Source organism: Hymenobacter miniatus, from assembly GCF_016427455.1.
GTDB lineage: Bacteria > Bacteroidota > Bacteroidia > Cytophagales > Hymenobacteraceae > Hymenobacter > Hymenobacter armeniacus.
Map to the genome: position 1 here is coordinate 57,777 of NZ_JAELXR010000011.1, position 15,758 is coordinate 73,534.

At 62.7% G+C, this 15,758-nt stretch carries 9 protein-coding genes and 1 other RNA gene; 7 read left to right on the top strand and 3 right to left on the bottom strand.

What is annotated here, in order from left to right; all coding sequences use genetic code 11:
• Positions 1-215 precede the first annotated feature (215 nt).
• Both JAO73_RS16970 and JAO73_RS16975 read left to right on the top strand, forming a co-directional pair.
• Positions 216-2,729, top strand: a complete 2,514-nt coding sequence (locus tag JAO73_RS16970) for a sensor histidine kinase (RefSeq protein ID WP_198978337.1) — start codon at positions 216-218, stop codon at positions 2,727-2,729.
• Positions 2,730-2,780: 51 nt separating this feature from the next.
• Complete coding sequence (locus tag JAO73_RS16975; protein ID WP_198978338.1) at positions 2,781-3,440, top strand: response regulator; 660 nt, start codon at positions 2,781-2,783, stop codon at positions 3,438-3,440.
• Positions 3,441-3,495: 55 nt separating this feature from the next.
• On the opposite strand, the gene ssrA is transcribed toward JAO73_RS16975, so the two are convergent.
• Positions 3,496-3,867, bottom strand: a transfer-messenger RNA (tmRNA) gene (gene ssrA, locus JAO73_RS16980).
• Between the two features lie 293 nt (positions 3,868-4,160).
• Here ssrA and JAO73_RS16985 point away from each other — a divergent pair.
• The 4 genes from JAO73_RS16985 to JAO73_RS17000 all read left to right on the top strand — a co-directional run bounded on the left by JAO73_RS16985 (position 4,161) and on the right by JAO73_RS17000 (position 11,509).
• Positions 4,161-6,272 carry a DNA polymerase III subunit gamma/tau gene (locus tag JAO73_RS16985; protein ID WP_198978339.1) on the top strand — a complete coding sequence of 704 codons (2,112 nt, stop codon included), beginning with the start codon at positions 4,161-4,163 and terminating at the stop codon, positions 6,270-6,272.
• Positions 6,273-6,501: 229 nt separating this feature from the next.
• Entirely contained in the window at positions 6,502-9,552 is a 3,051-nt protein-coding gene (locus JAO73_RS16990; RefSeq protein WP_317191240.1) for a M16 family metallopeptidase, read from the top strand.
• 132 nt (positions 9,553-9,684) lie between these two features.
• Positions 9,685-10,950, top strand: a complete 1,266-nt coding sequence (gene icd, locus JAO73_RS16995; RefSeq protein WP_198978340.1) for an NADP-dependent isocitrate dehydrogenase — start codon at positions 9,685-9,687, stop codon at positions 10,948-10,950.
• A 322-nt stretch (positions 10,951-11,272) separates the two neighbouring features.
• Entirely contained in the window at positions 11,273-11,509 is a 237-nt protein-coding gene (locus JAO73_RS17000) for a hypothetical protein (protein ID WP_198978341.1), read from the top strand.
• 144 nt (positions 11,510-11,653) lie between these two features.
• Here the strand turns inward: JAO73_RS17000 and JAO73_RS17005 are convergent, their stop codons facing one another.
• Positions 11,654-13,054, bottom strand: a complete 1,401-nt coding sequence (locus JAO73_RS17005) for a mercuric reductase (RefSeq protein ID WP_198978342.1) — start codon at positions 13,052-13,054, stop codon at positions 11,654-11,656.
• A 156-nt stretch (positions 13,055-13,210) separates the two neighbouring features.
• On the opposite strand from JAO73_RS17005, the gene JAO73_RS17010 reads away from it, so the two are divergent.
• Positions 13,211-13,945 carry a hypothetical protein gene (locus JAO73_RS17010; RefSeq protein ID WP_198978343.1) on the top strand — a complete coding sequence of 245 codons (735 nt, stop codon included), beginning with the start codon at positions 13,211-13,213 and terminating at the stop codon, positions 13,943-13,945.
• Between the two features lie 55 nt (positions 13,946-14,000).
• Here JAO73_RS17010 and JAO73_RS17015 read toward each other — a convergent pair whose 3' ends face one another.
• Entirely contained in the window at positions 14,001-15,659 is a 1,659-nt protein-coding gene (locus tag JAO73_RS17015; RefSeq protein ID WP_198978344.1) for a choice-of-anchor Z repeating domain-containing protein, read from the bottom strand.
• Positions 15,660-15,758 lie beyond the last annotated feature (99 nt).

The following is a 15,758-nucleotide window of genomic DNA, read 5'->3' on the forward strand; positions in this document are numbered from 1 at the left end:
GCCCTTTTGGCTACGGTTAAGCTTATGCTTCGGCAGGGCGAGCGCGCCCTGTGGCGGCTTCCGCAAATCCGTTACTTTCGTGCTGACCACTGTCCCTGCTGCCGCCCCGGCCGCTGGGTGGCCGGGCCGAAAGGCGCTGCGGGCAACCACCGGGTCGTTGAGTAAGAACGGTAGTGGGCCCGTCCGCAATGAACGCCATTCCTTCCGCTGCTTCTGTGCCATCCGCCGCCGATTCGCTCTGCCAGCGGATAGTGCACGCCATGCCCTGGGCCGTGCTGGTGCTGGGGCACGACGGCCTGCTCCGGCTTGCCAACCCCCAGGCGGCAGAACTCCTGGGCCGCGCCTCCGAAGCCTTGCAGGGCCAGCCCCTCGCACAGGCCTTGCCCGCCGACTTCCCCGACGCCCTGCGCCAGGACCTGCTCGCCGCGCTGAGCGGGGCCGAGCCCGTGCGCGGGGAATACTACCTGCCCCACGCCGGGCGCTGGATTGAAATGACCACCGTGTCGGGCCCCGACGAGGTGCTGGTGTACTGGCAGGACGTGAGCCTGCGCGTGCAGCAGCACCAGCAGTACCGCGCCCTGGCCGACCACACCCCCGACGCCGTGGTGCGCTGGGGCCCCGACCTGCGCCTGCTCTACGGCAACCCCGCCATGGCGGCCGAAGCCAGCCGCCCCCTGGCCGAGCTGTTGGGCTGCACGATGGCCGAGATGGGGGCGCCGCTTGAGCAAAGCGAACCCTACATGGCCAAGCTGCGGCGCGTGTTTGCCACGGGCCAGCCCGAAGAGCATTACGGCCAATATACCATGCCAAAGGGCACGGTCTTTTTTCACTCGCTGCTGGTGCCCGAAGTGCACAACGGCCAGGTGCAAAGCGTGCTGGCCCTGGCGCACAACGTGACCGAGCTCAAGCGTGTCGAAGCCGAGCTGCGCACCAGCCGCGACCTGCTGGCGGCCATTTTCGACAGCTCCTCGCTGGCCATTCAAATGTTGCGCAACGTGCGGAACGAGGCCGGCGACATCGTCGACTTCGATTTTGTGCTCACCAACGCCGCCGCCGATGCCATGGCCGGCCGCCGTGTGGCCGGTACCCGCTGCCTCGTCGACTGGCCCCACACGGTGGCGTCGGGCCTGTTTGAGCACTACGCCAGCGTGGCGCGCACGGGCCAGCCGCTCGATTTTGAGGACTGCTACCGCGGCGACGGCGTCGACTCCTGGTTCCGGTACACGGTGGTGCCGTTTCACGACGGGCTGCTGGTAACGGTGGAGGACATCGGCGGGCGCAAAAAAGCCGACCTGGCCCTGCAGGAGGCGCACGCCCAGCTGAACGCCCTGTTTGAGGCCGTGCCCGTGCAGCTGGGCTACTTCCACGCCGTGCGCGACGGCGCGGGCCAGCTGGTCGATTTGCGTTCGGCCGCCGTCAACCAGTCCCTGACCCAAGCCATTGCCACGCCCGTGCCCGTCCACGAGCTGGTAAGCGCCCAGCTGCCCGGCCTGCGCGAAATGCCGGTGTGGGAAATCATGCGCGCGGTCATTGAAACGGGCCGGCCCCAGCGCCTGGAGGTGTACCACAACTTTGGCCAGGGCGGGCGCTGGTTCGACGTGCAGTACACGCGCCTCGACGACGGCCTGATATCGGCGTCGCTCGACATCACGGCCCGCAAGCAGCTGGAGCAGTCCCTGCGCGAAGGCCAGGAGCTGTTGCACACGGTGTTCAACGCCAGCCTGGCCAGCTTTGAAGTGATGAAGGGCGTGCGCGATGCCAAAGGGCAGCTCGTCGATTTTGAATGGGTGCTCACCAACGACGCCGCCCAGCGCCTGCTGCAGCGGCACGACGTGGTGGGCCGCCGCTTGCTGGAAGAAGAGCCCGGCATGGGCCCCAGCGGCGTGTTTGAGCGCCTGCGCCAGGCCGCCGAGCAGCAGCAGCCCGTCGATTTTGAGGTGCCCTACCCGCACAACGGCACCGAGGCGTGGTTTCACGTGGCGGCCGCGCCCCTCGGCGACGGCTTGGTGGTGACCTGGCAAGACATCACGGCCCGCCAGCAGGCCACCGCCGAGCTGCTCCGACTGCAGCTGGTGCAGCAGCAGCAGCTGGCCAATGCCGTGCTCGAAGCCCAGGAAACCGAGCGCCGCCGCATTGCCGAAAGCCTGCACAACGGCCTGGGCCAGCTCCTCTACGCCGCCCAGCTGCGGCTCGACCAGCTGTCGATAGCCGCCGGCCCCGCCGCCTTCGCCGACGGCAAGCGCCAGACGGTGCAGCTGCTCAAAACCGCCATTCAGCAAACCCGCTCGCTATCGCACCAGCTCATTCCCACCATCCTCGAAGACTTTGGCCTGGTGGCCAGCGTGCGCGACATCTGCCAGCGCTTCAGCACGCCGGGCGGGCCGCATTTCATCTGCGTGGCCGGAAGCTTCCCCGAGGTGCCGCCTGCCTTGGGCCTGGCCCTGTTCCGCATGGCCCAGGAGCTGGCCAACAACATTGTGCGGCATGCCAACGCCACCGAGGCCTCGCTGCAGCTGGCCGAGCGCGACGGCTTTCTGCTGCTGCAGGCCGCCGACAACGGCCGCGGCTTCGACCCCGACCTGCCGCGCCCGAATAGCAGCGGCCTCAAAGCCCTGCGCGACCGGGTGCGCCTCCTCGACGGCCGCTTGGCCATTGTCTCAGCGCCGGGCCACGGCACGCAGGTCAGCATTCGCATTCCCAGCACCGCGCTGAGTGGCTCGACTAAATAAAGGTCTTATCAGTAGATAATTACTCCGCTTGTTCCGTAGGCGTACCCGGTTATGATTCGCATTATTGTAGTGGACGACCATGCCCTGGTGCGCAGCGGCCTACGCGCGGTGCTGGCCGCCCAGCCGGGCCTGCGGGTGGTGGGCGAAGCCGCGCACGGCCAGGAGTTGCTCGACCAACTCCCCGCCATGCCCGCCGACGTGGTGCTGCTCGACCTGAACATGCCCGTGCTCGACGGCGTGGCCACGGCCGAGCGCCTGCGCGCCCGGTTTCCGGGCCTGGCCATCCTCGTTCTGTCCATGCTGGCCCATGAGCACAACGTGGTGCAGGCTTTTGAAGCCGGCGCCAATGGCTACGTGCTCAAAAACGCCGATACCTCCGAGATTGTGGCGGCCCTGCACGCCGTGGCCGCCGGGCGCCGCTTTCTCTCCACCGAAATTGGCTTGGCCATGCTCCACAAGGTGGTGAGCACCCAGCCCGGGAAACCCGCAGGGGCCATCACCGAGCCCCTCACGGCCCGCGAGCTGGAAGTGCTGCAGTGCATTGCCGACGGCCTCACCAACGGCGAAATTGCCGACAAGCTCTTCGCCAGCAAGCGCACCGTCGAAACCCACCGCCAGAACATCATCGCCAAAACCCACGCCAAAAATACGGCCGCCCTCATCAAGTTTGCCGCGCAAAATGGGCTGCTGAAGCCCTCGCCCGCAACGTAAGCGGGGCCGTGCCAAAAACCGAAAAACCCCGCCTGCTACTCGCAGACGGGGTTTAAAGTGGAGATGCAGGGATTCGAACCCTGGTCCAGACAAGGAAATTGGCGTGCTTTCTACGTGCGTATCCAGACTTGAATTTTCGAAGAACCTCAGGCGTCAGTCAGGCCCTTGAGTTTCCCTTAGCTGCAGTGAAGTTTCGCCCCCGCATCACAGCTCTGCGAAGGCTATTTTCTACTTACGACGCTCCGAACTCCCAGGTGTAGAAACTTACCCGGGCGGAACGATGACGTTACCTAATTCTAAACTAGGCAGCCATGGCGTACGAATAGTCGCCGGTTGTTTTTCGATAGATTTTTTGACAGGAGAGCTTCCATCAACTCCTGGCACGCTTACCCGCAATTTGCGCAAGCTGTCAATTCCGGTCATCCCCAAATGGTAAAGAACGAGTTCCGCCGCAGCGGGCCGCGAAGGTACGCGGTTATGGAAGAAACGCCAGGGGAGGCGGGAAGGTTTCCTTAACACGCCTGTCATCCTGAGCGCAGCGAAGGACCTTATCACGGCTGAACGATGCGCAGTAACCCGTCTGTTCTCTATAAAACAGGGTTTGATTTCTACTGCAAACTGTGCCAGCGTGATAAGGTCCTTCGCTGCGCTCAGGATGACAGACGGGGCCAAACCGCTTCCAAAGCCGCCCATTTCTGGGTAACTTTGTAGACAGAACTTATGGATAATTTCGTCGTTTCGGCCCGCAAGTACCGTCCTTCCACGTTTCGCAGCGTGGTGGGGCAGCAGCACGTCACCACCACGCTGCAGAACGCCATTCAGAGCCAGCACCTGGCCCAGGCGTTCCTGTTTTGTGGCCCCCGCGGCGTGGGCAAAACCACCTGCGCCCGCATCCTGGCCAAGACGATAAACTGCACCAACCTCACGGCCGAAACCGAAGCCTGCGGCACCTGCGCCTCGTGCGTGGCCTTCCAGGAAAATGCTTCGTTCAACGTGCACGAGCTCGATGCGGCGTCCAACAACTCGGTGGAGGACATCCGCTCCCTAGTGGAGCAGGTGCGCTACGCCCCGCAGGCCGGCAAGTACAAAATCTACATCATCGACGAGGTGCACATGCTCTCGAACGCGGCCTTCAACGCCTTTCTGAAGACGCTGGAGGAGCCGCCGAGCTACGCCATTTTCATCCTTGCCACCACCGAGCGCCACAAGATTATTCCCACCATTCTGTCGCGCTGCCAGATTTTCGATTTCAGCCGCATTCGCGTCGAGGACATGCGCGGGCACCTGCGCTACGTGGCCACCCAGGAAGGCGTATCGGCCGAAGACGACGCCCTGCACCTGCTGGCCCAGAAGGCCGACGGCGGCCTGCGCGACGCCCTGTCGATGTTCGACCAGATGGTCACCTTCGGCGGCAACAACCTCACCTACAAAGAGGTGGTGCAAAACCTGCACATCCTCGACTACGATTACTACTTCCGCCTCGTCGACAGCCTGCTCACCGAAAACCTGTCGGCCGCCCTGCTGCTGCTCGATGAGGTGATGCAGAACGGCTTCGACCTGCACAACTTTGTGGTGGGCACCGCCGAGCACCTGCGCGGCCTGCTGGTGTGCAAAGACGCCGTGACCGTGCAGCTGCTGGAAGTGTCCGAAGGCATCCGGCTGAAGTACGTGCAGCAGGCCCAGGCCGCGCCGCTGGCCTTTCTGCTCTCGGCCCTCAACCTCATCAGCCAGTGCGACCGGGAATTCAAGCAGGCCAAAAACCAGCGCCTGCACGTCGAGCTGGCCCTCATGAAACTGGCCTACCTCAACGGGGCCGTGCAGTTTGTGCGCGAGCTGTCCCCCGCTAACCAAAGGTCATCGTCAGATAACGGCGAGGCTAAAAAAAAAACTAGTGGCCTGAACGGTGGGGGAGACGCTGCCCCGATGGCTCCAGCCAGCAACGGCGCCCACGGCTACGCTCAGCCCGCGCCGCAAGCCTCGCCGGTTTCGGCCGCCCCGGCGCCCACGGCTTCTTACGCCGCGCCGGCGGCCTTCGCCACCGAGTCGGCGCCCGCGCCCTATACCGCGGCTCCGCGCCCGGCGGCGCCTGCGCCGCTGCCCATGCCCGCCGGGGCGCCCGTAGCCACCGGCCCGGCCCCCGCCGACGGCCCCGAGCCGCTGCCCGTCGAAAACGGAGTGGAGGAACTGCACGACACGCCCAGCATCGAGGACGAGCCCGCGGCCGCCATCACCGAGCGCCACCAGATGCGCGACACGCTGCCGCACGTCGAAATCGGCGTGCCCAGCTTTGAAGGGGTGGAGCCCGCGCCGCGCCCCACGCCCCAGGCCGCCTTCGCCAAAATACCCAGCTTGGCCGGCAAAATTCCGAGTCTGAAGGACCTGAGTAGCCGCAACGCCGCCGCCGCCAGCCAGGCCGCCAAAGATGCGGCGGCCTTGGCTGAGCCCCAGCACAGCGGGCCCGTTGCCGCCACCGACCCCGCCGTGCTCCAACGCGTGTGGAAGGAACTGGCTGAGGAGCGGAAGGCCCAGGACCGCATGAGCGAGTTCTGGGTGCTGAACCGGCCCGTGGCGGCCGACGCCGAGCACAGCATCGAGCTGGCCGTCGACAACCCCATTCAGGTCGACCAGTTCAACGAAATGCGGGTAGAGTTCCTGGCCGAGTTGCGCCGCCGCACCGGCAACCCGCGCCTCAACGTGCTGCCCGTGGTAAACACGGCCGCGCCCACGGCCCGCAAGCTCTACACGGCGTCGGACAAATTTGAGTACCTGGCCGAGCGGTTTCCGGCCTTGCGCGAGGCCAAGCAACGTCTGGGCCTGGAAGCCGACTTTTAACGCAATCCGAACGGCGGAACCTGCCCTTCCGGAGGGCCTTGTAGCTTCCGGCTAGGCCATTCTGGGCGTTGTTTTTCCGCAAACGTTTGGGGAGAATTGCCTTGTGCAGACTGCGCCGGGGTTTTGGCCGGAATAATCTGCCAAGATAAGACGAAAATTCGTTTTGTATTCCCCTATCAGCCAGCTACCTTTGTTTTTTGAATCCCCCAGGTACCCGCTTACGTCTTTCGTGAAAAACAACTTTTTGCTGCTGATTCCTGCCCTGGCAGCGCTGGGTCTTGCTACGCAGTGCCAATCAAGCAAGCCAGTTACGACCGCGCCGGTTGCTGCTGCTGCGCCTGCTTCCACTCCGGTCGCCCCCAAAGAATACCGCTACGAATCGGTGCCCGGCGACCCGCTGGGAGTGCGCATCTACCACCTCGATAACGGCCTGACGGTATACCTTTCCGACTACAAAGATGCCCCGCGCATTCAGACCTACCTGGCCGTGCGCGCCGGCTCCAAAAACGACCCGGCCACTGCCACTGGCCTCGCGCACTACCTCGAGCACATGGTGTTCAAGGGCACTTCGCAACTGGGCACGCAGGACTGGGCCAAGGAAAAAGTCGAGCTCGACAAGATTGAGGCGCTGTACGAGGTATACCGCGGCCAGCGCAACGACCCCGCCGCCCGCAAGCGCACCTACCACCAGATTGATTCCATCTCGGGTGTAGCCGCCAAGTACGCCGTGCCCAACGAGTACGACAAGGTGATGGGTGCCATTGGCGCCAAAGGCTCGAACGCCCACACCTCGAACGAGGAAACGGTGTATCAGGAGGACATTCCCAGTAACCAGCTGGAGAAGTGGGCGGCCATTCAGGCCGAGCGGCTGCGCGAGATGGTGCCGCGCCTGTTCCACACCGAGCTGGAGGCCGTGTACGAGGAGAAAAACCGCGGGCTGGACTCCGACTTCAACAAGGAGTTTGAGGCGCTGAACGGCGCGCTCTACCCCACGCACCCCTACGGCACGCAGACGACCATCGGCACGATTGAGCACCTGCAAAACCCGTCCATCACGGAGATTAAGAAGTATTTCGGCCAGTACTACGTGCCCAGTAACGTGGCGCTGTGCCTGAGCGGTGACCTGGATTTTGACCAGACCATTCGGCTGATTGATAAATATTTCGGTGCCATGCCGAGCAAGCCGGTGCCGGCCTTCAATGCGCCGGTAGAAGCGCCCATCACGGCGCCCATCACCAAGGAAGTGCTGGGCCCGCAGTCGGAGAACGTGATGCTGGGCTTCCGCCTGCCGGGCAAAGCCACGAAGGACGGCGTGCGGTTGCGCATGCTGGATAAAATCTTGACCAACGGCCAGGCTGGCCTCATCGACCTCGACCTGAACCAGCAGCAGAAAGTGCTGCAAGCCGCCTCGTTCACCGACCTGAACGACGACTATTCCACGCATGTCATTTACGGCACGCCGCGCCAGGGGCAGAAGCTGGAGGACGTGAAGGCGCTGCTGCTGGGCGAGCTGGCCAAGGTGAAAGCCGGCAACTTTCCTGATTGGCTGATTCCGGCCATCATCAACAACGAAAAGCTGGAGCGCACCAAGAGCTACGAAAGCAACGAGGCCCGCGCCAGCGCCATGTATGAGGCCTTTATCGAGCGCATCGACTGGAAAGACTACCTGCAGCAGCAGGAAGATTTCGGCAAGCTCACCAAGGCCGACATCGTGAAGTTTGCCAACGACCATTACGGCCAGAACTTCGTGACTGTGTTCAAGCGCACCGGCACCGACCCCAACAAGGTGAAGGTTGTGAAGCCGGCCATCACGCCCGTGCCGGCCAACCGCGACGCGGCTTCGGCCTACTACAAGCAGCTCACGGCCATGCCCAGCACCGAGCTGACGCCCGTGTTCGTCGATTACAAAAAGGACATACAGGAAACCGAAATCAAGCCCGGCCTGCCGCTGTACTACACGCACAACGCCGAAAACGGCCTGTTCAACCTGTACTATGTGTTCGACCTGGGCAACAACCAGGACCCGCGCTGGGGCCTGGCTGCCGACTACCTGCAATACCTCGGCGCGGGCCAGTACTCGGCCGCGCAGCTGCAGCAGGAGTTCTACAAGCTGGGCTGCTCGTTCAGCGTGAACAGCGGGGCCGACCGCACCTTCGTGACCCTCAACGGCCTCGACGCCAACCTGGAGCCCGCCCTGAAGCTGTTCGAGCAGTTGCTGCACGCGCCCAAGCCCGATGCCGCTGCCCTCAAAAACATGGTGGCCGGCATCCTCAAGCAGCGCCAGGATGCCAAGCTCGAAAAGCGCGTGATTCTGAATCAGGCGATGGTGAACTACGTGAAGTACGGCCCGAAAAACCCTTTCACGAATATCCTGAGCGAGAAAGAGTTGAAAGCGATGAAGCCGGAGCAACTCACGAGCTTGGTGAAGAAGTTGACTTCGTACCAGCACCGAGTGCTGTACTACGGGCCGCGTAGTCTGCGCGGCGCAAAAGCAACGGATAGTGACGAGGCATTGAAGCAACAGGGCAATGCCAACGATAAGTGGGGCGGCGGCAAGTCAATCAGTGACGTGCTCAAAACTGAACACCGCACCCCTGCCAAGCTCACGCCCGCTCCGGCATCCAAAGACTTCGCCGAGCAGCCGCTGAAAGACAAAAAAGTCTATTGGGTGGACTACAACATGGTGCAGGCCGAAATCCTGTTCCTGACCAAAGGCGACCTGTACAGCAAGGACCTGGCTCCCACAGTGGCGCTCTACAACGAGTATTTCGGCGGCGGCATGGGCAGCATTGTGTTTCAGGATTTGCGCGAGAGCAAGGCGCTGGCCTATTCGGCCTACTCCGGCTACTCGAACGCCGACAAGCTGGGCCGCTCCAACTACAACCTGAGCTACATCGGCACCCAGAGCGACAAGCTGCCCGAGGCCATGGCCGGCATGGAAGCCCTGCTCACCGACATGCCCGTGGCCGAAGCCAACCTCGAAATCGCCAAAAATGCCATCCGCAACAGCATCAGCACCGAGCGCATCACCAAGGGCAATATCCTGATGAGCTACGAGCGCGCCAAGCGCCTCGGCCTCGACTACGACCTGCGCCGCGACGTGTACGCCAGCACCCAGAAAATGACTTTCGGCGAATTGCAGAAGTTTCAGCAGGCCAAGATTAAAGGACAAAACCAAGTCATTCTTGTTATTGGCTCCAAAGACCGGCTGAATTTCAAGGAGCTGGCCAAGTACGGCCAGGTGCAGCAGCTCACGCTGAAGGAGATTTTCGGTTACTAACACCCAGTTGTCAGTTGTTGGTTGTCAGTTGTCAGGCTGATGGCCACGGGGCCCCCACAGCCCGGCAATCGACGACTTCTACCACCAAAACCCTGACGACGGACAACTAACAACTGACAACAAATTACCCACATGGCAGAGCAAAAAATCACCATTAAAAACGGCAAGCTGACGGTTCCGGACAAACCCACCATTCCCTTCATCGAGGGCGACGGTACGGGTCCGGACATCTGGCGCGCCTCCAAGCTGGTGTTCGACGCCGCAGTGGAAAAAGCCTACGGCGGCAAAAAGCAGCTGGTGTGGAAAGAAGTGCTGGCCGGTGAGAAAGCATATAAGCAAACCAACAACTGGCTGCCCAACGAAACCCTCGACGCTTTCCGCGACTACCTCGTGGGCATCAAAGGCCCGCTGACCACGCCCGTGGGCGGCGGCATTCGCTCGCTGAATGTGGCCCTGCGCCAGGAGCTCGACCTGTATGCCTGCGTGCGCCCCGTGCGCTACTACGACGGCGTGCCCTCGCCGGTGCGCCACCCGGAACTGACCGACATGGTCATCTTCCGCGAAAACACCGAAGACATCTACGCCGGCATCGAGTACATGAACGGCACGCCCCAGGCCCAGAAAATGCTGGAATTCCTGGTGGACGAGATGGGCGTGAAGAAGATTCGCTTCCCCGAAACGTCCTCGTTTGGCATCAAGCCGGTGAGCAAGGAAGGCACCGAGCGCCTCGTGCGCGCCGCCATCAAGTACGCCCTCGACAACAAGCTGCCCAGCGTGACGCTGGTGCACAAGGGCAACATCATGAAGTTCACCGAGGGCGCCTTCAAGACCTGGGGCTACGAACTGGCCGAGAAGGAATTCGGCGCCAAGGTGTTCACCTGGGCCCAGTACGATAAAATCGTGGCCAAGCAGGGCGTGCAGGTGGCCGATGCGCTGCAAAAGCAAGCCCAGGAGCAAGGCAAGCTCATCATCAAGGACAGCATCGCCGATGCTTTCCTGCAGCAGATTCTGCTGCGCCCCGCCGAGTACTCGGTGGTGGCCACCCTGAACCTGAACGGCGACTACATCTCCGACGCGCTGGCCGCCATCGTGGGCGGCATCGGCATCGCGCCGGGCGCCAACATCAACTACCTCACCGGCCACGCCATCTTCGAAGCCACCCACGGCACGGCGCCCAAGTACGCCAACCAGGACAAGGTGAACCCCGGCTCGGTTATCCTCTCCGGCGTGATGATGCTCGACTACATGGGCTGGAAAGAAGCCGCTGCCCTCATCAACAAAGGCCTCGAAGCCGCCATCGCCAGCAAGCGCGTCACCTACGACTTCGAACGCCAGATGGAAGGCGCCACCCTCCTCAAAACGAGCGAATTCGCCCAGGAGATTGTGAAGAATATGTAGTAGCTTGGCCGCAGCCTAAGCCACAACAGAAACCCCCGCGTCGGCATTGGCTGACGCGGGGGTTTTAGCTTATCTCATATCTCATTTTATAGTATGACCTCAACTTGCGCCACTGGAGACCGGTGCGAAGTTGCTTTGACTCAACGGCTAGCGTTTCTTTGCGTACTTAGTTTCTCCATCTACTCCGCCCATGCGCATCACCGGTAAAGGTTTCTGGCTCCTGGTTCTGGTTTCGGTTTGCATGCTGCTAGCCGATTGGCTGCCAGCGCATTTCAAGCTATGGTTTGTAAGCGAAACCGGCCACGTAGGCCACGGTCAAAGCATGAATTGGCTAATACTATTGCTGTTGTTCGGGCGGTGGAAGCACGCGCGCAGCCTGGCCTTGTTCGTAAACGGGCTGCAGTTTCTGTTTGGCGCTCTCATTCTGTTCACTTCCTGGAAATGGGGAGGCCCGTGGCTGGGCTACAGCCTCACCACCCTGCTGCACCTCGTGGTGCTGAAGGTGCTGAACGACTCGGCTTCAGTGCGCGAGTTTTTGGAGGAAAAGCAGCTCGCCTGATTGGACTGGGTACTGAACGGTCATGCTGAGCGCAGGCGAAGCATCTCTACCGCAGCAGTAAATCCTATCGATTGGATTGGGTTGCGCGGTAGAGATGCTTCGCCTGCGCTCAGCATGACGTTTTAGTATTCCCCCATACCAGCATTACTCGCCCGGCTTCAGACGCTGGAAGGCGTTGTTCAGCACCTCGGCCCAGGTGGGGTGGGCCAGAATCATGTTCTGCAATTCCTGGTAGCGCAGGTTGCCGGCCATGGCCAGCTGGAACATGGTCATGATTTCGCCGCCCTGCTCGCAAAACACGGCCGCGCCCAGCAGACGGTCGTCGTCGCCCACCAGCACTTCCACGAAGCCGTCGGTTTCGCCCGTCTGCTGGGCCCGGCCGATGGTGCGGGCCGGCAGCCGGCTCACACGGTAGGCAATGCCCTGTTCTTTGGCCTGATTTTTTGAGAGGCCGATGCGGCCCAGCTGCGGCTCGGTGAACACCACGTAGGGGAGGGGGCGGTGCTCCGTCGTGCGCTGGCTGCCGTGCAGCAGTGCGTCGCGTACAATGCGGTAGTCGTCGTAGCTGATGTGCGTGAACTGCGGGCCGCCTTTCACGTCGCCCAGCGCATACACGCCGCGCGTGCCCGTTTGCAGGTGCTCGTTGACTTCGATGTAGCCCTTCTTGTTCAGCGTGATGGCGGTGTGCTCCAGGCCCAGGTCTTTCGTGTTCGGCTCGCGGCCCACGGCCACCAGCAGGTGGCTGCCGTGCAGGCGGCGCTCGCCATCTTTGGTGGCCACGGTGAGGGTGATGCGGCCGTCGGCGGCGCGGGCCACGCGGCGGGTTTCGGCGCTCAGCACCAGCTCCACGCCCGCGTCGGCGAGGCATTGTTCCAGCGGGTGGCTCACGTCGGGGTCTTCGCGCGACATCAACCGCGGCTTCGTGTCGACGATGGTGACGCGGGTGCCCAGCCGCCGAAACATCTGGCTGAACTCGACGCCGATGTAGCTGCCGCCCATGATGAGCAGGTGCTCGGGCTGCTCCGTGAGGCCCAGCAGCAGCGAGTCGCTGGTGAGGTAGCCGCTGTCGGCCAGGCCGTCGAGGTCGGGCACGGCGGCTGTGGTGCCGGTGTTGATGAAGATGAGCGGCGCGGTGAGCTGCTGTTCGCCGCCGCCCACCAAGGCAATGTGCAGGCTGTGCGGCGCCGTGAACCGGGCCCTTCCCCGAACGAGCGTAATGCCGTCGCGGTCTTCGGTGAGCTTGCGGTGCAGGCTGTCGCGCGAGTTCTGACGCAGGCGGTGCATGCGCTCAATCACAGCCGGGAAATCGACTTCCGGCTCGGGCGCCTTGATGCCCAGCGCGCCGGCCGTGCGCACGTGGTGGGCGCGTTGGGCCGAGGCCAGCAAGGCCTTGGTGGGCGCGCAGCCGTAGTTGATGCAGGAGCCGCCCAGGAAGTCGCTTTCCACCATGGCCACGCGGCGGCCGGCTTCGGCCAGGGCGTAGGCGAGGGGCGTGCCGGCCTGGCCGGCCCCGATAATAATGGCATCGAATGAAGTGGCGGGCATGGGGTGGTGCAATAAGGAAAAGGTTGGGCTTACATACGCTGGGGCGTGCCCGCGCGACTGAGCACGACTGTAGAAAAGCGCCGCGAAGTCCGGCAGAAACACGAACTTGCCGTATCAGGCGTTATCTGACGTCTTTTTTCTTCTTTGTTCGGCTGTATGAAGCACTTGCTGCGCGTTGTTCTTTTGCTGGTTCTAACGGGGCTCACGGGCTGCGCCTCCCTGTATTTCCCGCCGCCGCCCCACGCGCCCATGCTCACGCACCAGGGCGAGTTTTACGGCGCCGTGAGCACCAACCAGCACACCAACTATGCCCTGCAGGGAGCCTATGGCCTTACCAACCACCTGGCCGTGGCGGGCACGTTTTCGTCGCTGCACCGCAAAAAGTCCGATAAGACCGAAGACATCGATTTCGGCGAAGCCAGCCTGGGCTACTTCACCCGCCTGCCCGACAAGCGCGTGCTGGAAGTGTACGTGGGCGCGGGCGGGGGCACCACCCAGCGCACCGAGCGCAACGAGGCCCAACTTACCACCCGCACCCTCGACGGCAGCCTTTCCAAAATATTTGCTCAGGTAAACTACGCCCGTAAGAAGCGCGACAACATCCACCTCTTCAACCGCGACTTCCCGCTTACCTACGGCGCGGCGCTGCGCATGAGCTACATGCAGCTCAACAACTTCCGCATCGACGGCCTGCCCGCGCCCGGCGAAAACAACGTGTTTTTCGAGCCCATCACCTTCACCCGCACCCAGATTGCCGGTCCCGTGCAGCTGCAGCTCATCAGCGGCCAGATTTTCGGCTTCCGCAACAACAAGTACCTGAAGGCGGCCAATTCGGTGTTTCAGGTCGGCATCGTCATCAACCTCGACAAGAACACCACGCTAGAGGAATAGCCTGCGCGCCGCGACGGCTCCCTGCTACCACAGCCAGCCGGCGCCCTGCGCGTGCTTACTGAGTGGCCACCCTCAGGGTGCGTCGGCCGGCCAGCGTTTCCACTTGCAGCAGGTAGAGGCCAACCGGCAAACCTGCAGGCAGTACTAGCATTCCGTCGGTCGGTAAAAGGACCGGAAGCAACAGCCGCCTTCCGGTCAAGTCATATAAGCTGCACCGAACCGGGCCGCTACCGGTGCCCAGCACCGCCACTCGGTCCTGCGCCGGATTGGGAAATGCGCGCAGCTCCGGCAGTTGCTGGCCCGCCCGTGCAGCGGTGCCCACGCGGTAATCGGTCATGCCGATGTCATCAATGTTGATGCGAGGGTTGGTGGCACCAGCGGTGTTGGTGCTGCTAAAGCGCAGGCGCACGTTGCCCGCTCGGTTGGCTGTGAAAGAATAGGGCGTGAGGGTATTGGTAAGAGTAGGCGGAGGCGCCGTGCCCAGCAGACTAGTGAAAGTGACGCCGCCGTCGGTCGAGATTTCGGGTACAAAAGAGGCCCCGGTCTCGGTGGCGTAGCCCGCCGCGCTCACCGTGACCACGCCCGCGCCGTTGGGCTTGTCCACGTCCATCTCCACAAACCCGCCCCCGCGCAGCCGCGCCGATTTGAGACCGTTGAATTTATCGGCCCCGCTGGTTGTGCCAATCAGGGCTTCGCCCAGGGTCCAGCCGCCGCTTTGCAACTGCACCGAGGCGGGTGCATAAGCGGTTTTGGTACCGGTTTCAAAGTCCTCAAAAAAAGCGGGCGGCGCTGCCGTTACGGTGAACGGCACGGCGCTTACGGCGGCTCCGTTCGGATTCGTCACGCTAATGAGGCCAGTGGTGGCGCCAGCAGGCACTACCGCGTAAATCTCCGTCGGATTCGGCACCCTAGGGAAAGGCGCAGCTTGCGCGCCATTGAAAAAAATGCTGGAGCCGAAGCTGCCAGGCGCAAGGTTGGTGCCGTTGATGGTGACGCTGGTGCCAACCGGTCCGCTCGTGGGCGTGAAGCCCGTGATGGTGGGCGGGCCGGGATTGATGGTGAAAAACTTCATTCCTCCCATGGAGCTGCCCCCGCCACCGGGCGGCGGGTTGCCCGCGTTGAAATAAGTAGTCACCGGGGCCGACACGCTCGGAAGCGCAACCACTGCGGTTAGCTGCGTAGAAGAAACATAGGTGGCGGTGATGCTGACGGAGCCGGCTTGCATGCTAACCGTGGCGCCCGGTACAAACCCACTGCCGTAAAAATTAACGACTACCAGGGTACCGCCAAGCCCGGAAGTAGGCGCAATGCTATTCAGGATACTGGCCGGATTGGGCGTGGGAGCGGCGGTCACCGTGCCGGATACGGCAATATTTTGGGTGGGCGCCCCCGGGCTGGTGATGCTTACGGTTCCACTCACCGGGCCCAGCACGGCGCCGGTCATACGCACGTACAGCGGAATGTTGACAAATCGGCCACCGGCTTGGGTCAGCACGATGGACGAGCCGAAGCTAAAGCCGGACGTCCACGACACCTCAAACCCCGCGGGCGCGGTGGCAGTCACGTTGCCGGTCAGGCCGCTGCCGTTCACCGTCACCGCCTGCTGGGCCGCGGGCGTGCCTACCGCCGTGGTGAAGCCACCCAGGCTGGTTGGTGTCGCCGTTAGCGTTTGCCCCCGGGCCCCCGGGCTGGCGACGAGTAGCGTTAGTACCAAAAATAAATGTGTAAACAATTGACTCATAAGCTTTCGGGTATAGAAATGAATGTTGGGTGAAGGTAAATAAAAAAGCTCCGGCCGCAAGGGTCGGAGCTT